Genomic DNA, 20,938 nt, shown 5'->3' with positions numbered 1-20,938 from the left:
TATCGGCCCTGCGCGCGGGGTACAGCGTGTTTATACGATAGAAACGGTCAATTGGACCGCTAACGCTATCAGTTGCGCGAAAACTCGACGAATGTCGCGACGACCTGCTCGATTTGAGCACGGCTGACGTCCATGTGCGTGACCATGCGCAGACGTCCGGCAGCGCTCAGCTTGATCCCGCGTTCGGCGGCAAACGCCTTGATGGCCTCGGCCTTGTCGCCCATCTGCACGTAAACCATGTTGGTCTGCACCGGCTCAACCTCGTAACCCGCCGCTCGCAAGCCTTCGGCCAGCAACTGCGCATTGGCGTGGTCGTCAGCCAGACGCTGAACATGGTTATCCAGCGCGTACAAACCTGCCGCCGCCAGAATCCCGGCCTGGCGCATGCCGCCGCCGACCATCTTACGCAGACGCCGCGCCTTGCCGATCAACTCGACCGAGCCGCACAGCACCGAACCGATCGGCGCGCCCAGGCCTTTGGACAGACAGACCGAGACGGAATCGAAATACTGGGTGATCTCACGGGCATCGACACCCATCTTGACCGCCGCGTTGTACAGCCGCGCGCCGTCCAGGTGCAGCTGCAACCCATGTTCACGGGTAAAGCTTCGAGCCCGCACCAGATACTCCAGCGGCAAAACCTTGCCCTGCATGGTGTTTTCCAGCGCCAGCAAACGAGTGCGGGCGAAGTGGAAGTCATCCGGTTTGATCGCGGCGGCGACATGTGCCAGGTCCAGCGAGCCGTCGGCCTGCACTTCCAGCGGCTGTGGCTGGATCGAACCCAGCACCGCCGCACCGCCCCCTTCGTACTTATACGTGTGCGCCTGCTGGCCGACGATGTATTCGTCACCGCGTTCGCAGTGGGCCATCAAGCCCAGCAGATTGCTCATGGTGCCCGTCGGCACAAACAGCGCCGCGGCAAAACCCAGCCGTTTTGCCAGTTCGGCTTCCAGACGATTGACCGTTGGATCTTCGCCGTAAACGTCATCACCGGTGGCTGCTGTGGCCATCGCGTCGAGCATCCCTGCGGTCGGTTGGGTGACGGTGTCGCTGCGAAGATCGATAACGCTCATGAATCTGGCCTCGGTTTGCAGGGGAAAATCCCTTTCAGTCAGGAATTACTGCGGTCATGCCGACGAATAATCAACCCTTGGGTAAGAAAAGGCTTCTTGAATCGACGAAAAAGTCGATAGCAATCATCAGATAGCAGCAATGCACAGGTGAGAAATATGTGTTAAAAACGCTTCGCCGCCAAACAATCTGGCGGCAAAACGTTCTCAGGGCGGGGTGCAACTCCCCACCGGCGGTAATTGCGCGCAATGCGCATAGCCCGCGAGCGCTTGGCGACAGGCACGGCAATGGCTGTGTGTTGGCAAGGTCAGCAGACCCGGTGTGATCCCGGGGCCGACGGTCATAGTCCGGATGAAGAGAGAACGGGATTGGCGCCAAAGGGCCGTCCGCAGGCATTCGTGCGAGCGTGCGTACCCTTAAATCCCATTCGATTCATATGCCCTGTTTTTTACATAAACAGGAGTCAGAACATGCAACCCACTGCAATCGATAGCAAAAGCAAAAACCATCAGGGCGAGCGCGTTGCGTTCATCCAGGCCTGCTGGCACAAGGAAATCGTCGATCAGAGCCGTAAGGGCTTTGTGGCCGAAATGATTGCTCAGGGTTATCAGGAATCGGAGATCGATTTCTTCGAAGTCGGCGGCGCCTTTGAAATTCCGCTGCACGCCAAGCTGCTGGCGAAGTCCGGTCGTTATGCCGGCATCGTCGCGGCGGGCCTGGTGGTCGACGGCGGAATCTACCGCCACGAATTTGTCGCCCAGTCGGTCATCAGCGGCTTGATGCAGGTTCAGCTGGAAACCGAAGTGCCGGTGTTCTCGGTGGTTTTGACCCCGCACCACTTCCATGCTGGCGAAGAACATCAGAAATTCTTCTTCGAGCACTTTGTGCATAAAGGCCAGGAAGCAGCGAAGACGTGCGCGGATACGCTGCACAAGATGCGTGCGCTGCGTCGCAGCGAGCCACGGGCAGTAGCCGTCTAGTTGAATGATCGATCCCACGCTCTGCGTGGGAACGATCGTCAGGCGAGGTTTTCGTCAGTAGTCGGCACAATCAGGATGCCGGCGCGCAGGCCGTTCTTGACCTTGGGGTTCGGGAAGATGATCCGGGCACCCTCCTCCTCAATGATCCACCGGGTCTGGGCGATGTCTTCGGCCAGCAGGTAACCCACTTCCAACTCCGAAAAGTTCTCGATGTCCGCTGGCAGGTTCAAGCGGAAGCTATCGCTGTGCTTGATGATTTCCCGCGCCACGCTAAACAGCTGCAAGCCGTCCAGCGCCTCTTCGGTCTGGGCCGGCTCGTTGCCTTCGATGATCTGTTTGAGGCGGGTTTCCAGCAGATCGACGTTGACCCCATCGTTCTGCCCGAATGGCCGCGCCTTGCCCAGTTCAAGGGTAAAAGACTCGGCACCGAGCTTGTCGTAAGTGTAGGAGCTGAAAACGATGGACGGCTTGTTTTGCAGCAGCACCGCTTCCATGCCGGCAGCGCACAGGCGTGCCAGTTCCAGGCGTGAATGCTGACGGCCTTCTTTCCAGGGATACAGCGCGAACTGCTCGATTTTCGAGCCACGAATCGCGGTGTGAAGGTCATAGTGCAGGCGGTTGCGATCCGGCAGGCTGAAGAAACTCGCAGCCAGCCGCTCCAGTTCACACGCGCGCAGGGCTTCGGAGCCGCTGCTTTGTTCGTGACGGCCGTTGAACAGCCGATTGACGTCCTGCTCGATGAAACGCTCACCTTTGCGAATAGCTTCCGGGTTGCCGAACAAGAACAGAATACGTGCGCGCGGCTTAAGATCGCCGCGGGCAATGTCGTGCAACAGGCGATCAAGCAACTCGATCGGCGCTGTTTCGTTGCCATGGATGCCGGCCGAAAGCAGCAAGTCCAGGCCGTTGTCGCGAGCTTCAGGTGGCCGGACTTCCAGCGCACCTTCGCTCAACCAGCGCATGCGCACGCCTTCGACAGTCAGTTGAGTCTTCTCCGCCGGTTCGCGGCCGGCGAGGGTCAGTTCAAGCAGTTTGCCGAGGGCGAGCATAGAGCGGCTTCCTTAGTGGTCGTGTGCGCAATCCGGGCCGTGCACGTGGTCTTCGTCACCGACTTCAGCCGGCTCCATTTCCAGTTGCAGACTTACCAGATTAGTCGCCAATGGGCGCAGCAGCAGGTTTGCGTATTCAGCGTCACCTTCTTCGACGTCCACGCCGATCAGCAATTGGCCGCGGCCGTCTTGCTGAATCCACAGCTCTTTGCCTTGCCACATGACCGCGACGCGGGTGCAGGAGGTTTCCAGTTGCGTGCCGTCGGTGTCTTCAAGGATCAGCTGCAGGGTATCGCTCATGTTTTTACGCTCTCGACGTTCAATTGATCTGGAATGGATAAACCGCGCCCAGTTTAAGGATTTGCGTCAGTTCATCCAGTGCCGTCCGGCACTCAAGCAGCAATTGCGGGTCCGCGAGATCGTTTTCGGTCATGCGGTCGCGGTAGTGCTTGTCGACCCATTCGGTCAGCGTGCCGTACAACGGTGCCGTCATGATAACCCCTGGGTTGACGGCCGCCAGTTCGGTATCGTTGAGCGCGACGCGCAGTCGCAGGCAAGCCGGGCCGCCGCCGTTCTGCATGCTTTGCTTCAAATCGAACACTTTCACTTCGCGGATCAGGCCGCCGGAGCTGGTCAAACCTTGCAGGTACTGCCAGACACGCTCGTTGCCACGGCATTCTTCCGGCACGATCAACAGCATCGAGCCGCCAGGACGCGACAGCAGCTGGCTATTGAACAGGTAGGAACGAACGGCGTCTTCCACGGTTACCGCGGAACGCGGTACGCAGATCGACTGAAATTTCCCACCGACTTTTGCGAGCTTGCTTTGTAATTCAGCGAGCATCTGCTCGGTGTCGAGGAACGCGTCCTCGTGATAGAACAGCACCTCGCCATTACCCACCGCGATCACATCGTTGTGGAACACGCCCTGATCGATCACCGAAGGGTTCTGCTGAGCGTAGACCACGCCGTCATCGCTCAAGCCGTGCAGGCGGGCAACCGCCTGGGAGGCTTCGAGGGTCTGACGGGCCGGGTATTTCTGCGGTGCCGGGTAACGGGTGTCGAAGGCGCTGCGACCGAACACGAAGAACTCGACGCCTGCTTCGCCGTATTCACGGCAGAAGCGGGTGTGGTTGGCTGCGCCCTCGTCCCCGAACTGCGCCACGGCCGGCAATGCAGCGTGGTGAGCGAAGTGCTTCTGGTCAGCGAACATCGCCCCCAGCACGCGACTGGTGGTCGGGTGTTCGATGCTGCGGTGATATTTGCAGTTCAGGTTGGCCGCGGTGAAATGCACACGGCCATCCGCGGTGTCGGCGCTCGGGCTGACAGTGGCGGCGTTGGCCACCCACATGCTCGACGCCGAGCAACTGGCTACCAGCAGCGGCATTGCATCTTTGGCGGCTTGCTCAATCACCTGAGCGTCGGTGCCGCTGAAACCCAAACGACGCAGGGCTGCCACGTCCGGGCGTTCCTGTGGTGCCAGAACACCCTGCTGAAAGCCCATTTCCATCAGCGACTTCATTTTCGCCAGGCCTTGCAGCGCAGCTTCCTTCGGGTTCGAAGACTGCTGGCTGTTGCTCTGGGACGCGACGTTGCCGTAGGACAGGCCGCCGTAGTTATGGGTCGGCCCCACTAGACCGTCAAAATTGACTTCATAGGATTTCATCAGCGAGGCTCCACGAGAATCTGTTGTTATAGGCATCAGTAAATAACTGTTCAGTGCGACCGAGTCGCGGCCATCGTCGGAACGCCGCCCGGAGCCAGCTCGCTCCCACATGGATTGCACAAAACCTGTGGGAGCGAGCTTGCTCGCGAAGCGGTCTACGACATCCGCACGCCCGGGGTTAGCGAGGCTGGCAAAGTCAGGCTCGGCGTTTCCAGCGAAGCAACCGGGTACGCGCAGTAATCTGCCGCGTAGTAGGCGCTGGCGCGGTGGTTGCCCGAAGCGCCGACACCGCCGAATGGCGCGCTGCTCGCAGCACCGGTCAGCTGTTTGTTCCAGTTGACGATGCCCGCACGGCTTTCCAGCCAGAACTGCTGATAACGTGCTTCGGAATCCGACAGCAGACCGGCCGCCAAGCCATAGTCGGTGTCGTTGGCTTCAGCGATCGCCGCCTCAAAATCAGCGTAGCGGATCACTTGCAGCAGCGGGCCGAACAGCTCTTCGTCAGGGCGATCAGCCACTGCCGTTACGTCCAGAATGCCCGGGGTCAGCAAGGCAGCTTGTGCTTGTGGCTGAGTCATTCCCAGCAGCGCAACTGCGCCGTTACCCAGCAGCTGTTCCTGCGCATCCATCAGTGCTTTCGCAGCGCCGAGAGAAATTACCGAGCCCATGAACGGTGCCGGTTGCTGATCAAACGCGCCGACTTCAATCGTGCGGCTGACCTCCACCAGACGCGCCAGCAGTGTGTCGCCCCAGGCGCCCTGCGGCACCAGCAAGCGGCGGGCACAGGTGCAACGCTGACCGGCAGAAATGAACGCCGACTGGATGATGGTGTAAACGGCAGCATCGAGGTCTGCGACCTGATCAACAACCAACGGGTTGTTACCGCCCATCTCCAGCGCGAGGATCTTGTCCGGACGACCGGCGAATTGCTGGTGCAGGTGATTGCCGGTGCGGCTGGAGCCGGTGAAGAACAAGCCATCGATGCCCGGGTTCGCCGCCAGGGCGATACCGGTCTCGCGAGCGCCTTGCAGCAGGTTCAACACGCCGGCCGGCAGACCGGCTTCGATCCAGCACTTGACCGTCAGCTCGGCGACTTTCGGCGTCAGCTCGCTGGGTTTGAACAGCACGCTATTACCGGCCAGCAGCGCCGGCACGATGTGACCGTTCGGCAGGTGACCAGGGAAGTTGTAAGGTCCGAACACCGCGACCACACCGTGTGGCTTGTGGCGCAACACGGCGGTGGCGTCGCCCAACGGGCCGCTCTTCTCGCCCGTACGTTCGCGGTAGCTCTGCACCGAGATCGCAATCTTGTTGACCATGCTGGTGACTTCGGTCGCCGCTTCCCACAAAGGTTTGCCGGTTTCCTCGCCGATAGTGCGAGCCAGTTCGTCAGCATTGTTCTTCAGCGCGGCGGCAAAGGCCTCCAGCACTGTGATGCGCTCTTCCAGGGTACGTCGGGCCCAGCTCGGAAATGCCTGGCGTGCGGCTTGCACGGCCGATTCAACCTGAGCAGTGGTCGCGCCTTCGCCGGCCCACAGCACTTGCTGGGTTACCGGGTTCAGCGACTGAAAGGCTTCACCCTGGCCGGCCAGCCATTCACCTGCGATGTATAGCGAATTCATTATTTCGACTCCCTGGCAGCGGACAACGGAACGGCGCGCACTTGATCGCCGGCGTTGAGTTGAAGACGTTTGGCGGTCAGTGGGTCGACCACCAGCGTACCGGCGGCGAAACGTGCAGGAGCAGCAGTGATCCGGCAGTCTTCGCGCTTGCGGTTATGAATCAGGAACGGAGTGGCGTCGTCACCCGGCGTGCCGATGGCCAGCACCAGCGCCTGGCTGTCGCGCACTGCGCGGATCTTGCCGGTTTCACACTCAACAGCAGGACCGGCGTCGAAGATGTCGACGTAACCCTGATAGCTGAAGCCTTCGCTTTTAAGCATGGCCAGCGCCGGCTCGGTGTCCGGATGAACCTGGCCGATCACGTTGCGTGCATCTTCCGACAGGAAGCAGGTGTACAGCGGGAATTTCGGCATCAGTTCGGCGATGAACGCCTTGTTGCCCACGCCGGTCAGGTAGTCAGCCTGGCTGAATTCCATCTTGAAGAAGTGACGCCCCAGACTTTCCCAGAACGACGAACGCCCGGCTTCGTCGGACATGCCGCGCATCTCGGCGATGATCTTGTTGCCGAACAGCTGCGGGAACTCGGCGATGAACAGCATCCGCGCCTTGGCCAGCATGCGGCCGTTGAGGCCGGTGCGGTAGTCGGCGTGCAGGAACAACGAACACAGCTCGGAGTTACCGGTCAGGTCATTGGCCAGGAACAGCGTCGGGATTTCGCGGTAGATGTTCAACTCTTGCGAAGCGCTGACGGTCAAGCCAACCCGGAAGTTGTACCAAGGCTCACGCAGACCGACGGCACCGGCAATGGCGGAAATACCCACCACGCGGCCGTCATCATCTTCGAGCACGAACAGGTAGTCCGCATCGCCCCGCCCGGCTTCGCCGCGGAAGGTCTTCTCGGCCCAGCCGACCCGATGGGCCAGACGTTCTTCGTTGGCCGGCAAGGTGGTCAGGCCGGTGCCGGTGCTGCGGGCCAGGTCGATCAGAGCGGGTAAATCGCTGCTGCGTACGGGACGAACGATCATGCTATCTCCTCAAACGGGCCGCTTGCGCCACCCGTGAAACACTCTGTAAGGCGTTAAACCGCCACCAGGCGCACGCTGGCACCTTCGCCGACGCCCAGGGCTTCGGCTGCTTCAAGATCCAGGGTCACGGGTTTGCCCGGCGCGTAATCGAGCTCAAGCAAAACGGCGCGGTAATCCTGCAACTGGGCGTTGGCCACCAGGTACTGACGACCGGCGCCTTTGACCGGCTCGCCGATTTTCACCGGGACTACTCGGCTCTGGGCGATCGAACGGATCCCCGAGACACGGGCGTGCAGGGTCGGGCCGCCGTCGAAAATGTCGATGTAGTGATCGGTCTCGAAGCCTTCGCGCATCAGGATGTCGAAAGTGATCTGCGCCCGTGGGTGCACTTGGCCCATCGCCTCTTGAGCGGAGTCCGGCAGCAGTGGCACATAGATCGGGTAATGCGGCATCAACTCGGCCAGGAACGTCCGGCTCTTCAGACCGCACAGACGCTCTGCAGCGGCGTAGTTGAGGTCGAAGAAATTACGACCGATGGCATCCCAGAACGGCGAATCACCGTTTTCATCGCTGTAACCGACGATTTCGGTCACCACCGAATCGGCGAAGCGCTCCGGGTGGCTGGCGACGAACAGCAAGCGACCCCGGGAATTGAGTTCCGACCAGGCCGAACCCACCAGCTCCGGCAACACGTAGAAACTGGTCAGCAAACTGTTGCCGGTCAGGTCGTGGCACTGGGAGAGCACGTGGATCTTGTTATGAATCTTCAGCTCGCGGGAAGCGTGCACGAAGGTTTCATTACGGAAGCTGTAGAACGGCTCGGAATAACCGGCCGACGCAACGATGGCCGAGCAGCCCACCAGTTTGCCGGTGGCGGTGTCTTCGAGGACGAAGAAATAGCTCTCTTCACCGTTGAAACTCACTTCGGCGGCGAACGAGGCTTCGCTTGCTGCGATCTTGTCGCTCAGGCGTTCAACGTCATCCGGCAAGGAAGTGACACCAATCGGGCTGTCCGCAGCCAGACGCTGTACCTCGCCCAGATCAGCCATTTGCGCGGGGCGCATCACCAGCATGGTGTCACTCCTTTCTAAAAATTCTTTGAGGAAAATAAGCCGGGCGAGCATTCAAGCTACTCAGTGTCCAGTGTGGGAGCGGGCTTGCTCGCGAAGGGGTCATAACATTCAACATCAATGCTGAATGTCAGTCCGCCTTCGCGAGCAAGCCCGCTCCCACATTGAATCTGGTCCGGCATAAAAATTTGGTTCGACGCCTGAAACTCAGGCGTCGAAGGGCCTATCAGGCTTGAGTCAGTTTGGCCGCGGCGCGCTCGAAACGGTCCAGACCGGCATCGATATCGGCGTCTTCAACCACCAGGCTTGGCGCGAAACGAACCACGTCCGGGCCGGCTTGCAGAATCATCAGACCCTCTTTTTCAGCGGCGTTGAAGATGTCCTTGGCCTTGCCTTTCCAGGCATCGTTCAGCACGCAACCGATCAACAGGCCCATACCACGGACCTGGGTGAACAGGCCGTACTTCTCGCCGATCTGCTCCAGGCGAGCCTTGAACTTGTCGTGCTTGGCGTTGACGCCGGCCAGCACTTCAGGGGTATTCACGACGTCGATCACGGCTTCAGCGACCGCGCACGCCAGCGGGTTGCCGCCATACGTGGTGCCGTGAGTGCCGACGACCAGGTGTTTGGCCAGGTCTTCGGTGGTCAGCATCGCGGCGATCGGGAAACCACCGCCCAGGCTCTTGGCGCTGGTCAGGATGTCCGGGATCACGCCGTATTGCTGGTAGGCGAACAGCTTGCCGCTGCGGCCCATACCGGTTTGCACTTCGTCGAAAATCAGCAGCGCATTGTGCGCGGTGCACAGTTCACGGGCACCTTGCAGGTATTCGAGTTCGGCCGGAATCACGCCGCTCTCACCCTGGATCGGTTCCAGAACCACAGCGCAAGTCTTGTCGGAAATGGCGGCTTTCAGCGCAGCCAGATCGTTGTACGGCACGTGGGTGATGCCGGTGATCTTCGGACCGAAGCCATCGGAATACTTCGACTGACCACCGACGTTCACGGTGAACAGGGTACGACCGTGGAAGCTGTTGAGCGCCGCGATGATTTCGTACTTCTCGCTGCCGAAACGATCGAAACCGACGCGACGGGCCAGCTTGAAGGCGGCCTCGTTGGCTTCGGCGCCGGAGTTGCAGAAGAACGCGCGCTCGGCAAACGTGGCGTCGATCAGCTTATGGGCCAGGCGCAAGGCCGGCTCATTGGTGAAGACGTTGGACACGTGCCACAGCTTGTTCGCCTGCTCGGTCAAGGCAGCGACCAGCGCCGGGTGCGCATGGCCCAATACGTTAACGGCAATCCCGCCGGCGAAGTCGATCAGCTCGCGGCCAGACTGGTCCCAGACGCGGGAACCGGCGCCACGCACAGGGATGAATGCGGCAGGCGCGTAGTTGGGAACCATTACCTGGTCGAAATCGGCGCGTTGTACCGCAGCGTGCTCAACGGACATCGGAGTCTCCTGATGAGGAACACTCGCCTGAAACTGGCGAGCGATGGGGGGATTGTAAGGACAGTTTTCAGCCCGGCCTTGCCGCCAAGCGACAACTTCTTATAGCGCAAACCCCGGTTTTTCCCGGGTTTACGGCAATGCGACATATAGGGTCGCAAAGGCGCAGTTTAAACCGCCGACACAGGTTATAGGCAGGCTTGTCGAACGGTGCGGTAAATATGTACCGCACGGAACCGATCATCGTCTGTTTTGCTGGCGGCTCATTCAAAACGCTAAGGGAATAGCGCATGAGCCGATACGAGAACGATCGCCTTTCCACTACTGGAGGCAGTGAATCCGCTACGCAACCGGACGATCACTATCATCACCTGTTCAACAATCTGCCAGTCTGGGTATTAGAAGCATCGTCCAGTACACACCGAGCTCTCAAGAACGCCACGCTTATGACGCCGGACTGGCATGGCACCGCAACACCGCAGCAGCACCAGTCGCTGAAAAAGATCAGTCAGGAGCACTGGACCCATCGAAATCGTCTGGATTCAATGCTGTCGAAGCTGCTAAGCGCACAAGCCTTTGCCGAACCGCTGCTGAGCGACGCCCTGAAAACCCGGTTTGACCTGGACCTGGACGTCAAAACCACCTTCCTGCGCCTGTACATCCCTAAAACCGTGCCGCTTTTCGGAATCAAGACTGGCGCCGCGCGCACCTGGACCGTATCGATGCTCGACGCCGCCCTGCATAACTTTCAGGAATCGGAAACAGCGACAGGGGCTTACGAGCCAGCCTCGACGTTCATCACCAAACCTTCGCCCACAGGGCAGTTCGATACGCTGCCGGCGGTCAAGCAAAAGCTCACTATCCCGGCCTTTACCCGGTTATGCCGGGAACTGGATATCGGCGCCCGGTACAACGCTTACCTCAAAGACAATCTGGGACTGTCCAACCCGGTAGCCGGCGCGGTGTTGAAATCGAAGGTCATCGGCTCGCACAAAACAGCACTCCAATCTGCGCTGCAGATGGCGCAAGTCCGAAAGGATATTCCAGCGGATGCCCATCTCTCGATTCTGCGCATTCTGGAAGGGCGTTCGGGTGCTCGACTGGATGGGCAGCCACTGTATGGTCACGACCTGACAATGATGTCCTCCTCGCTGACCGGCATTGTCATTTTTGCGGCGAGCCTGGAGCGCGCACGCACGGCAACACGGATCATTGCCTACATTCCCGATGATCCAGAGCATCCTCTCAAGGAATACCCGAACACGTTGGCGTTCATGACCGAGCTGACCCGCAAACTGCGCTCGCCCGCTTATCAAACGTTCTTCAGTCGTTTCGTCGACCACAAGGAAAGAGGACATTTTTTCGCGGACCTCAACCGTCGCCTCCAGAGCGTGACCTGGCATCAACACCGACAGGGCGACCCACTGCCGAGCTGGCGCGAAACGCCCATCGACAAGCCTGATTTGCGGTTTTCAGCGATCCCGTTCAGAGCGGACCTGTGGAACCATATCTTTCAGCGACAGCTGAACAAGATCGTCAACGATGCAAGCACGCTCGCCGTCTCCACCGCCACTGCCGACAGCAACGCGCGATGGGCATTGTGGAATGCCTTCAGCAAAGTGGCCTCGACAATCCTTGAAATCGCGACGTTCGTTGCGCTGCCTTTCGTCCCGTTTCTCGGTGAATTGATGCTGGGCTACATGGCCTACCAGTTACTCGACGAAACCTTCGAAGGCATAGTGGACCTGGCTGAAGAGCTGAAAACAGAAGCGTTCGGGCATCTGATGACGTTCGTCGAAACGGTGGTTCAGGTGGGAACATTTGCGGTGGGCGGCATCATCGCTGCCCGGACCCTCAGCCGTCTGCTCTCTCGTGAAGCTATTGCGCTTGTCGACCCCCTCAAACCCGTCACAACGCCCGAAGGAAAAACCCGCTACTGGAAGCCGGTTCTCAAGCCTTACGAACAAGCACTCATTTTGCCCGAAGGAGCAAAACCCGATCATCTCGGCCTCTATCAAAACGAGGGCAAGACGCTGCTGCCACTGGAGGGAAAACTGTATGCCGTGAAGCCCGACCGCGTGCCAGGCACGTTTCAGATTGAGCATCCGAACCGAACTGATGCTTATCAGCCACCTCTGCTGCATAACAACCACGGCGCCTGGCGCACAGAACTGGAGCAACCGCTGAACTGGGATCGGGAAAAGGTCATGCGCCGCCTCGGCCATAGCGTCGAGTCGTTCACCAGCGCCGAGCGTGAACAGATCCTGCGGGTCAGCGGTTATCACGACAACGTAGTGCGCGAAATGCATGTCGAACATTATCGCCCGCCTTCGCTGCTGACAGACACGATCAAGCGCTTCAGGATCAACCGGGACATCGAAACCTTTATCGAACAGATCGGCAGCGACCAACCCGAGCGCTATCGGAAGGCCGATGTGACCCTGCAACACCAACTGCTGACCAGCTTCGATTCATGGCCTGTCGACACGCCAATGCCGGCACCGGAAACCCAAACGCGAGCCTTCAGAAAACTAACGGCCGAACTCGCCCGAAAGCACGACAAATCGCTGTTCGAGACACGCTATCGCGCACAGGAAAGAACCGATGATCAGCACCTTCAGCGATTGCTCGACGACGTGACGGAATTGCCGACCGATGTCGCGCAAGAGCTGGTGAGCAATGCAACCGGCACCGAATTACGCCAGCTGCACAACGGTCGCGCGCCCCAACGACTCAAGGAGGCAGCACTAAAAGCCATGGAGGCCGTACGCGCAACCCGAGCCTGTGAAGGCCTTTATTCCGACATTCTGGACAACACCGACACCCACCGACTGGCCTTGCAAAGCCTGAATTCGCTGCCCGGTTTTCCCGCCGAGCTGCGTATTGAAGTGAGGGATTACGCCCATGACGGTCTTGTGCGCGACAGCATTGGCCAGCTCGATGCACCGATTGTGAAAACACTGGTACGCGCTGAGGATGGTACTTACCAGGTATATCAAGACAGCGAATCGGAGCCCGGTGATTTTTATCAGGGACTTTTTCAGGTGCTGCCGCAAGCACAGCGCAATGCGTTGAACCCATCGATCGCAAATGCTCAGGCACTCAAACTACACATAGCCGAACATGCACTGAACCAACCGGCACTACGCAAGCTGTTTGCAAAAAATCCCAATCGAAAACCGTTCTACGATCCGACTACCATGCGCTTGCCTGGCGGCTCGGATGGATACCGGCGCAGTCACTTCCCGACGCCATCCCTCAACGAGCGTGTTCGCGAGGTTTACCCCAGCCTTTCCGAGGAGGAACTCCAGTCTGTTGTTCTCCAGTTAGAAACGCATCCCGCCGGCGCTCGCATGGAGCTCTCACGCCTGTCCAGCGAGCTCTCGCGACTGCATCAGGACCTGAACACCTGGATAAATGACTCGCCCACTGCTCACCCGCAAACCCGAGTCCCCTTGAACGAATTGGAACGACAGGCCGTTCAACACAATCGCAGACTGCTGGCCCAGGAAATCCAGCGCAGCTGGCGCCGACAATCAGAGCGGGACTTCGATGCCCCGGACGACACGCCGCGCTATGTACTTAGATTTGCCGAGCCGATCCTTGGCGATCTACCCACGCTGACGGCCGATTTCCCCCATGTGTCATTGCTGTCCCTTGAAGGCAGTCATGCTGTGCAGGGTATTCCCGAGTTTCTTCAGCGCTTCAAAAGCTTGCGCCGCCTTGATTTAAAACGCTTTTCCCTGACCTCCCTCCCCGAGGCCATTCCTCGAATGACGGACCTTGATGCGCTGGTGTTAAGCGATTGCGGAATCAGGTTCGATGCAGTCAACTGGGCGAAACTGTCTTCATTGAACAAGCTGGTGATGCTGGATCTGTTCCAGAACCCGTTCACTACGGTGCCGAGTGTCGAATCTATGCCTGAGCTTGTTCACCTGGACCTGAGCCGTACCGGCCTGACCGACATTCCCGACAGCGTAGTTCTCCACCCCAAACTTGATACGGCCAAGCTGCTACACAACAGGATCAGTGAGCTGCCTTCGCAATTATTCGAAAGCCCGGTGTACACCAAACGCGCAATACACCTGACGCACAATCCGCTTTCGGATAACGCCCGACAACTGATCAAGCATCACTACTTCGACAGCTCCTACGATTTGGGTGTCTATGCCCCCGAGGCAGATATCAACCGAGTCAGGGCGCTGTACCCGAACCTGGAGGTCGAACAGGCGAGCGAGTTTGTCTATGAACTGTCAGGCACCCTGGCAGACGGCCGGATCGAGCTGACAAACCTTGAAGCGGAGTTGGCACAACTGAGCAACGACCTGGCGGTATGGACTGCCGACCTGCCGGCCCAGCACCCGTTGACGGGCGAACCGTTCACCGCCCAACAACAGCTTGTCGAGCACATGAACCGTGACCAGTTCAAACAGACACTGGAGCAGTGCTGGCGGCATGAAAGCGAACAGGATGATTTCAATGAGGCGCTGGAGCCCACCTATGAACTCGTTTTCGAATCCTCCATCAACAGCGACCTGCCTACCCTGAGCGCCGACTTCAGTCATGTGACATCGCTGGAGTTACGCAGCGCCGACGGAGTGACCCGCGCCGGGCATTTTCTGGAGTCTTTCCCCAACCTCAAAAGCCTCAGGCTTCGCGCTTGTAATCTGGGCAATATTCCCGATGCGGTGTTCAAGATGGGTCAACTGCGGTCACTATCCCTCCCTGAATGCCGCGTCAGACTGTCAGCGCAATCGGCAAGTGCGCTGGCGGGAATGGAACAGCTCGAATATCTCGATCTGGCCCACAACCCCCTGGGGCAAACGCCTGACCTGAGTCAGATGATGGAGCTCGCGACCGTACTGCTGAATGACACCGGCATCACCGAAATACCCCACGGCCTGCTGCAAATGACAGAGCTGGACTGGGCCGACCTCAGTGACAACGCCATCACCGAAGTCCCCAGCGACGTACTGGAACTGCCGGTGGAAATCGCTGAAAACATCAGTTTCAGAGGCAATCGGTTTTCCGAAGAGAGCCTGCTACGGCTGATCGGTTACTTCGAACGGACGGGCATGGACTTTGGCGTGGAAGAGGTGATCAATCGAGGTGAGATGGATATCTCGACTTCTGAAGGCTCCGACATAGAGGAGTAAATCAGCCTTCAGCAGGTGGCGCGGTTGCTCTGTCACCCACGCTCCGAGGGCACCGACGACAGTTCGAACGGGCTGCTGCTGCGCCGCTGGTTGCGATCTTCCCGCGGCGTGGCACCGAAGAAGTTGCGGTAGGCGCTGGAGAAGTGCGGCCCCGAGGAGAAACCACATGACAGGCCGATCTGGATGATCGACTTGCTGGTTTGCATCAGCATCTGCCGGGCCTTGTTCAGACGCAGCTCCAGGTAATACTGGCTCGGCACACGGTTGAGGTATTGCTTGAAGATCCGCTCCAGCTGCCGACGGGACACGCATACATGCTGGGCGATTTCGTCGGTGGTCAGTGGCTCTTCGATGTTGGCTTCCATCAGCAGCACGGCTTGCGTGAGCTTCGGATGGCTGGAACCGAGACGATTCTGCAGCGGAATGCGTTGGCGCTCGCCACCCTCGCGGATGCGCTCGACCACCAACTCTTCGGATACCGCACCGGCCAGTTCCGCACCGTGGTCACGGGCCAGCACGGCCAGCAGCAAGTCGAGTACCGACAGGCCACCACACGCGGTCAGGCGATCGCGATCCCAGTCGAACAGATGACTGGTGGCGATGACTTTCGGGAAGCGCTCGGTGAAGTCGTCCTGCCAGCGCCAATGCACGGCAGCGCGGTAACCGTCGAGCAAACCCAGTTGGGCCAACGGGTAAACACCGGCCGACAAACCGCCAATGACACAACCGGCTCGCACCAGTTGTTTCAACGAACTGCTGAGCGCCGGCGCGAGTGTGGTCGGCGGTTCATCAGAGAGCAAAAACAGTTTCTGGAAGTTCTCGAGCTTGCCGGCCCACGGCTCACCCGGCAATTGCCAGGCGCCTTCGGTCGGCGGTTCGGCCTGCAAAAACGACAGTTCGTAGACAACGTCCGGATGCACACGCTGGGCAACACGCAAGGCCTCCTCAGCCAGCGCAAGCGTCAGTGCTTTAGTGCTGGGCCAAATCAGGAAACCAATTCGATGGGCAGTCATGGCGGGCAATCCGAAACGAAAACAGTGATGAAGGCATGGGCCAATGCTAGCCCGTAAATGAACGCATATCTCGAAACCGGCAGAGATCAAATGTGGGAGCGGGCTTGCTCGCGAAAGCGGTGTATCAGTCAACATCGTTGCTGTCTGAACCACCGCTTTCGCGAGCAAGCCCGCTCCCACAAGGGATCGGGGTCAGCCTCTAGATTGCGAAGCATGCACTATCCCGGTGCGCAACGGGAGATCGGTTTACTTGAGGCTACCCGAGAGGAATTGTTGCAGACGTTCGGACTGTGGATTGACCAGCACCTCACGCGGGTTGCCGCTTTCTTCGACGACACCTTTGTGCAGGAACACCAGCTGGTTCGACACTTCACGGGCGAAGCCCATTTCGTGCGTCACCACCACCATGGTCCGGCCTTCCAGCGCCAGGGCCTGCATGACTTTCAGCACGTCGCCTACCAGTTCCGGGTCGAGCGCCGACGTCGGTTCGTCGAACAGCATCACCTCAGGTTCCATCGCCAGCGCACGGGCAATCGCCACACGCTGCTGCTCGCCGCCGGACATGTGGCCCGGATAAGCATCTTTACGATGCGCCACACCGACCTTGTTCAGGTAGTGCTCAGCCTTCTCGCGGGCTTCGGCCTTGGACATGCCGAGCACGTGGACCGGCGCTTCCATGATGTTTTCCAGCGCGGTCATGTGCGACCACAGGTTGAAATGCTGGAACACCATCGACAGGCGCGAACGCATGCGTTGCAGCTGTTTCGGGTCGGCCGCCTTCAGCGCGCCGTCCTTGTTGGCGACCAGTTTCAGCTCTTCGTTGTTGAGCAGAATCTTGCCCGCGTGCGGCTGCTCCAGCAGGTTGATGCAGCGCAGGAAAGTACTTTTGCCGGAGCCACTGGAGCCGATGATGCTGATCACATCGCCAGCCGCCGCTTTCAGGGACACGCCCTTGAGCACTTCGTGACTGCCATAGCGTTTATGCAGGTCTTGGACTTCAAGTTTGTACATGCGGTCGGTTCTCACAAAAACAGTCAGTCAGTCGTTGAGCAAGCGCCCGTGACGCAGCGCTTCGCGCCCCGCCACCTTGGCCAGCCAGAAACCGGGTTGGGCATAACGCAGCCGTTCAATGGCAAACAGCACCCCGGACGTACCAGCACACACCGTGCTGACCCGATCCGATAACGGATCGATCACTTCGAAAATCTCATCGCCGGCTTCAATCCATTCACCGGGTTTACGCAAGAAACTGATCACGCCAGGGTGTGGCGCGAACAGTAATTCGGTGCCTTCGAACGGCATGCCTTCGCAAGCATCTTGCGCAGGTTTTGGCCATTCGCCGCTGATCAAGCCTTGCTCGGCAAGGAACGCCAGAATGCCTTCGGCGTAAGCCATCGCCTCTGGGCGGCCGGTATCGGCCTGACCACCTAATTCAATGGTAGTCGCCAGGCAGGCCAAGGGAATCTGCGCATCAGGAAACAGACGCGACAGACGCAACCACGGCAGCGAGCACGCTTCGTCAAACGAACTGCCGCCAGAATCTTCCGCCAGCAGCCCCACCTTTACGTTCAGGTGCGCGGCCAACGAACGCCATTGCGGCCAGTGTTGCGGCAAGGCGTACATGTGCAGCGCCGCTTCGGCATCGCAATGCAGATCCAGCACCACATCAGCAGTGCAGGCATGGCTGAGCAAAATGCGCTGCATGCCTTGCAACTGACTGGCGGCTGGCGGCAATGCGGCGAGCACATCACTCATGGTCTGACGGATCAGCTGAATATTGGCGTGCGGATCATCACCCAGGTGCCCTTCCAGCTCGGCGGCCACTGGCGCGCTCAGCTCGACGAAATCCCGGTTGAAGTTCTTGCCGCTGCCCGCCTCAAAACGCCCTTGATGACTGCCCTGAAGCAATTGGCCGAGTCCCAGTGGATTGGCCACCGGTACCAGTTCGATCACACCGTTGAGCAAGCCTTGGGCTTCGAGTTCGGTCAGGCGCTTTTTCAGCTCCCAGGCCGTACGCATGCCCGGCAATTCATCGGCGTGCAGGCTGGCCTGGATGTAGGCCTTGCGCCCGCCACTGCGCTCCCTATTGCCGAAACAGAACACCGAAATCTGGCGTTCGCTGCCCAAGTGGCTCCACGGCAATGAATGATCGATGCGTTCCATATCAGTGCTTCCGCGGGGCCAGATAGCCCAGCCAGCGGCGCTCGGCCAGTTTGAACATCCGCACCAGAATGAAGGTCAGGCACAGGTAAAACACGCCGGCGGTGATGTAGGCTTCGAACGGCAGGTAGAACTGCGCGTTGACCGTGCGTGCGGCACCGGTGATGTCGATCAGGGTCACGATGGACGCCAGACTGGTGGTCTGCAGCATCATGATCACTTCGTTGCTGTACTGCGGCAGTGCCCGGCGCAGGGCCGACGGCAGCAGGATGCGCTTGTACATCTTGTAGCGCGACATGCCCATCGCCTTGGCGGCTTCGATCTCACCGTTCGGCGTGGCCCGCAGGCTGCCGGCGATGATTTCAGCGGTGTAGGCGCTGGTATTGATCGCGAAGGCCAGACACGCACAGAACGTGGCGCTGGACAGCCACGGCCAGAGGAAGCTTTCACGTACCGCTTCGAACTGCGCCAGACCGTAGTAGATCAAGAACAGCTGCACCAGCATCGGTGTACCGCGGATCACGTAGGTATAGAGCCAGGCGCTCATGTTGACGGCCGCGTTTTTCGAGACGCGCATCAAGCCCAGCGGCAACGCGCACAGCAGGCCGAAAAACAGCGACAGCGCGAGCAATTTGAGGGTGGTCACCAGGCCGCCGAAGTACAGCGGCAGGGCCTCCCAAATGACGTTGTAGTCGAAGATCATAGATCAGCCGCCCTTACGCCTACCGAGTAGCGCTTCTCAAGGTGACGCAATGCCAGCAACGAGACGCTGGTGATCACCAGGTACATCGCCGCCACTGCGAGGAAGAAGGTGAAAGGCTCACGGGTGGCATCTGCCGCCTGCTTGGCCTTGAACATCATGTCTTGCAGCCCCACCACCGAAATCAGCGCGGTGGCCTTGGTCAGTACCAGCCAGTTGTTGGTGAAACCCGGAATCGCCAGGCGAATCATCTGTGGCACCAACACCCGGAAGAACACCTGAAAACTGCTCATGCCGTACGCCATGCCGGCTTCTGCCTGACCTTTCGGGATCGCCATGAAGGCACCACGGAAGGTTTCCGACAGGTACGCACCGAAGATGAAGCCCAGGGTGCCGATACCGGCGGCCAGCGGGTTGAGATCGATGTACTCGTCAAAACCGAGCATCGGCGCAACGCGGTTGAGCAGGTCCTGACCGCCGTAGAAAATCAGCAGGATCAGCACCAGGTCGGGAATCCCGCGGATCACCGTGGAATACAGATCGCCCAGCCAGGCCAGCCAGCGAATCGGGGAAAGACGCAGCGCAACGCCGATCAGACCCAGAACAATGGCCAAGACCATGGACGACAAGGCGAGCTGAAGCGTCAGCCATGCGCCATCGAGGATGACAGCCCCGTAGCCTTTCAACATGTTTCAGGTCCTCGAAAAGGGGGATGAAAAAATGGCGCAAACCTCAGAGATTCTGTTGCTTGCGCCATTTCGGACTTGTCGCCGGGACGTGTTATTTGCCGTAGATATCGAAGGCGAAGTATTTGTCCTGGATTTGCTTGTACTTGCCGTTCTCACGAATGGCGGTGATCGCGGTGTTGATCTTGTCTTTCAGCGCGTCACCCTTGCGAACCGCGATACCTACACCGTCGCCGAAGTACTTGACGTCGGTGAAGGCCGGGCCAACGAAGGCGAAACCTTTGCCAGCATCGGTTTTCAGGAAACCGTCATCCAGCAGCGTAGCGTCTGCCACTGTGCCGTCGAGGCGGCTAGCGGCGACGTCGAGGTAAATTTCGTTCTGCGAACCGTAAGGCTTGATCTCGGCACCCAGCGGGGCCAGCACTTCGCGGGCGAAACGTTCGTGGATCGAACCACGTTGCACGCCGATGTTCTTGCCCTTGAGCTCAGCCAGGCTGTCGCTGACTGGAGTGCCGGCCTTCATGACCAGGCGAGCCGGGGTGTTGTAGTACTTGTTGGTGAAGTCCACGGACTTCTTGCGGTCTTCAGTGATCGACATGGACGACAGGATCGCGTCGATCTTGCGCACTTTGAGTGCCGGGATCAGACCGTCGAACTCTTGCTCGACCCAAACGCACTTGACCTTCATCTCTTCGCACAGAGCGTTGCCGATGTCGTAGTCGAAACCAACGATGCTGCCGTCCGGCGCTTTGGAAGCGAACGGAGGGTAAGCCGCTTCGATACCAATTTTCAGAGGCTTTTCATCGGCGAATGTCGGCAGGGACAGCACGGACAGTGCCAGGGCGCCAAGCAGCACGAGTTTCTTCATCTTGGGACTCCATCGGTAAAGGGCTAAAACGGCAGAGTGAGCGACAGCCCAATATGCGAATGAGTGGAACCGCAAAGCGGTGCTGCGTTGTAGGAATTGCGCGCTTTTTTCAACGCAAGCAACAACGAGCGAGTGATCGGCATTCTAACGACAGGCCCGAAGCCGATATTTCTTCAATGCGACAACTAATTACAGAAGCACCGAGAAAGCCGCTTGAGCGCGTTGACAGCCTTGCAAATTCATGCAAGAGCAAAAGACAGTTAACCGATCTATCTTGCAAATTGCGGGCCTATTATTGGCAAACCCTTCTAATCCGGCAAGCGCAGCGTTGTGTCTTATTTTTTGCAGGGGCTGAGGAGGCCCGATGATGGGACTTTGCGTTTCCCAATGCCCCGTATCGGAGCGAGCGGTTACACATTCAGTTACTT

At 59.1% G+C, this 20,938-nt stretch carries 16 protein-coding genes and 1 riboswitch; of the genes, 2 read left to right on the top strand and 14 right to left on the bottom strand.

Annotation, left to right across the window (positions count from 1 at the left end):
• Positions 1–68: 68 nt before the first annotated feature.
• Entirely contained in the window at positions 69–1,073 is a 1,005-nt protein-coding gene (gene ltaE / locus FQ187_RS23375) for a low-specificity L-threonine aldolase (RefSeq protein ID WP_149631283.1), read from the bottom strand.
• A gap of 196 nt (positions 1,074–1,269) precedes the next feature.
• Positions 1,270–1,439: riboswitch (FMN riboswitch) on the top strand.
• Positions 1,440–1,541: 102 nt separating this feature from the next.
• Between ltaE and FQ187_RS23370 the strand changes: the two genes are divergently transcribed.
• Complete coding sequence (locus FQ187_RS23370) at positions 1,542–2,051, top strand: 6,7-dimethyl-8-ribityllumazine synthase (RefSeq protein WP_007943897.1); 510 nt, start codon at positions 1,542–1,544, stop codon at positions 2,049–2,051.
• A 38-nt stretch (positions 2,052–2,089) separates the two neighbouring features.
• Here FQ187_RS23370 and astE read toward each other — a convergent pair whose 3' ends face one another.
• The 7 genes from astE to FQ187_RS23335 form a co-directional block, all read right to left on the bottom strand.
• A complete protein-coding gene (astE, locus tag FQ187_RS23365) occupies positions 2,090–3,100 on the bottom strand; it encodes a succinylglutamate desuccinylase (RefSeq protein ID WP_149631282.1) in 1,011 nt (336 codons plus the stop codon).
• A gap of 12 nt (positions 3,101–3,112) precedes the next feature.
• On the bottom strand, positions 3,113–3,400 hold the full coding sequence (locus FQ187_RS23360; RefSeq protein ID WP_033056735.1) for a hypothetical protein: 288 nt from the start codon (positions 3,398–3,400) through the stop codon (positions 3,113–3,115).
• Positions 3,401–3,419: 19 nt separating this feature from the next.
• Entirely contained in the window at positions 3,420–4,766 is a 1,347-nt protein-coding gene (gene astB, locus FQ187_RS23355; RefSeq protein WP_149631281.1) for an N-succinylarginine dihydrolase, read from the bottom strand.
• A gap of 155 nt (positions 4,767–4,921) precedes the next feature.
• Positions 4,922–6,391 carry a succinylglutamate-semialdehyde dehydrogenase gene (gene astD / locus FQ187_RS23350; RefSeq protein WP_178122753.1) on the bottom strand — a complete coding sequence of 490 codons (1,470 nt, stop codon included), beginning with the start codon at positions 6,389–6,391 and terminating at the stop codon, positions 4,922–4,924.
• Positions 6,388–7,413 (bottom strand): arginine N-succinyltransferase, encoded by a 1,026-nt coding sequence (gene astA, locus FQ187_RS23345; protein ID WP_129437640.1) that lies wholly within the window; start codon positions 7,411–7,413, stop codon positions 6,388–6,390. The genes astD and astA overlap by 4 nt, the downstream gene beginning before the upstream one ends.
• 53 nt (positions 7,414–7,466) lie before the next feature.
• Positions 7,467–8,486: an arginine/ornithine succinyltransferase subunit alpha gene (gene aruF / locus FQ187_RS23340; RefSeq protein ID WP_008154316.1), complete on the bottom strand. Its 1,020-nt coding sequence runs from the start codon at positions 8,484–8,486 to the stop codon at positions 7,467–7,469.
• A 223-nt stretch (positions 8,487–8,709) separates the two neighbouring features.
• Positions 8,710–9,930: an aspartate aminotransferase family protein gene (locus tag FQ187_RS23335; protein WP_149631279.1), complete on the bottom strand. Its 1,221-nt coding sequence runs from the start codon at positions 9,928–9,930 to the stop codon at positions 8,710–8,712.
• A 287-nt stretch (positions 9,931–10,217) separates the two neighbouring features.
• Between FQ187_RS23335 and FQ187_RS23330 the strand changes: the two genes are divergently transcribed.
• The gene (locus tag FQ187_RS23330; RefSeq protein ID WP_149631278.1) at positions 10,218–15,083 is read left to right on the top strand and encodes a leucine-rich repeat domain-containing protein; all 4,866 of its coding nucleotides are present in this window, start codon (positions 10,218–10,220) and stop codon (positions 15,081–15,083) included.
• 32 nt (positions 15,084–15,115) lie between these two features.
• On the opposite strand, the gene FQ187_RS23325 is transcribed toward FQ187_RS23330, so the two are convergent.
• From FQ187_RS23325 to FQ187_RS23300, 6 genes are all read right to left on the bottom strand, one after another.
• The gene (locus tag FQ187_RS23325; RefSeq protein WP_149631277.1) at positions 15,116–16,096 is read right to left on the bottom strand and encodes a GlxA family transcriptional regulator; all 981 of its coding nucleotides are present in this window, start codon (positions 16,094–16,096) and stop codon (positions 15,116–15,118) included.
• 246 nt (positions 16,097–16,342) lie between these two features.
• A complete protein-coding gene (locus FQ187_RS23320) occupies positions 16,343–17,107 on the bottom strand; it encodes an ABC transporter ATP-binding protein (protein ID WP_008154324.1) in 765 nt (254 codons plus the stop codon).
• Positions 17,108–17,134: 27 nt separating this feature from the next.
• A complete protein-coding gene (locus FQ187_RS23315; protein ID WP_149631276.1) occupies positions 17,135–18,259 on the bottom strand; it encodes a M14 family metallopeptidase in 1,125 nt (374 codons plus the stop codon).
• 1 nt (position 18,260) lies between these two features.
• Entirely contained in the window at positions 18,261–18,959 is a 699-nt protein-coding gene (locus FQ187_RS23310; RefSeq protein ID WP_008154328.1) for an ABC transporter permease, read from the bottom strand.
• Positions 18,956–19,645, bottom strand: coding sequence for an ABC transporter permease (locus FQ187_RS23305; protein ID WP_111451529.1), 690 nt, complete (start codon positions 19,643–19,645; stop codon positions 18,956–18,958). The genes FQ187_RS23310 and FQ187_RS23305 overlap by 4 nt, the downstream gene beginning before the upstream one ends.
• Positions 19,646–19,736: 91 nt before the next feature.
• Entirely contained in the window at positions 19,737–20,510 is a 774-nt protein-coding gene (locus FQ187_RS23300) for an ABC transporter substrate-binding protein (RefSeq protein WP_149631275.1), read from the bottom strand.
• Positions 20,511–20,938: the final 428 nt, after the last annotated feature.

The sequence above is a fragment of the Pseudomonas sp. ANT_J28 genome (genome assembly GCF_008370005.1).
Lineage (GTDB): Bacteria > Pseudomonadota > Gammaproteobacteria > Pseudomonadales > Pseudomonadaceae > Aquipseudomonas > Aquipseudomonas frigoris.
The sequence above is the reverse complement of the archived record's forward strand: the minus strand, read 5'-3'. Positions and strand labels throughout refer to the sequence as shown.

Bases quoted from the DNA above. Each gene is read 5' to 3' on its own strand.
- FQ187_RS23300 (WP_149631275.1), bottom strand. From the start codon at position 20,510: ATGAAGAAACTCGTGCTGCTTGGCGCCCTGGCACTGTCCGTGCTGTCC.
- astA (WP_129437640.1), bottom strand. From the start codon at position 7,413: ATGATCGTTCGTCCCGTACGCAGCAGCGATTTACCCGCTCTGATCGAC.
- astE (WP_149631282.1), bottom strand. From the start codon at position 3,100: ATGCTCGCCCTCGGCAAACTGCTTGAACTGACCCTCGCCGGCCGCGAA.
- FQ187_RS23310 (WP_008154328.1), bottom strand. From the start codon at position 18,959: ATGATCTTCGACTACAACGTCATTTGGGAGGCCCTGCCGCTGTACTTC.
- FQ187_RS23370 (WP_007943897.1), top strand. From the start codon at position 1,542: ATGCAACCCACTGCAATCGATAGCAAAAGCAAAAACCATCAGGGCGAG.
- FQ187_RS23315 (WP_149631276.1), bottom strand. From the start codon at position 18,259: ATGGAACGCATCGATCATTCATTGCCGTGGAGCCACTTGGGCAGCGAA.
- FQ187_RS23325 (WP_149631277.1), bottom strand. From the start codon at position 16,096: ATGACTGCCCATCGAATTGGTTTCCTGATTTGGCCCAGCACTAAAGCA.
- FQ187_RS23330 (WP_149631278.1), top strand. From the start codon at position 10,218: ATGAGCCGATACGAGAACGATCGCCTTTCCACTACTGGAGGCAGTGAA.
- astB (WP_149631281.1), bottom strand. From the start codon at position 4,766: ATGAAATCCTATGAAGTCAATTTTGACGGTCTAGTGGGGCCGACCCAT.
- FQ187_RS23320 (WP_008154324.1), bottom strand. From the start codon at position 17,107: ATGTACAAACTTGAAGTCCAAGACCTGCATAAACGCTATGGCAGTCAC.
- FQ187_RS23335 (WP_149631279.1), bottom strand. From the start codon at position 9,930: ATGTCCGTTGAGCACGCTGCGGTACAACGCGCCGATTTCGACCAGGTA.
- ltaE (WP_149631283.1), bottom strand. From the start codon at position 1,073: ATGAGCGTTATCGATCTTCGCAGCGACACCGTCACCCAACCGACCGCA.
- aruF (WP_008154316.1), bottom strand. From the start codon at position 8,486: ATGCTGGTGATGCGCCCCGCGCAAATGGCTGATCTGGGCGAGGTACAG.
- FQ187_RS23305 (WP_111451529.1), bottom strand. From the start codon at position 19,645: ATGTTGAAAGGCTACGGGGCTGTCATCCTCGATGGCGCATGGCTGACG.
- FQ187_RS23360 (WP_033056735.1), bottom strand. From the start codon at position 3,400: ATGAGCGATACCCTGCAGCTGATCCTTGAAGACACCGACGGCACGCAA.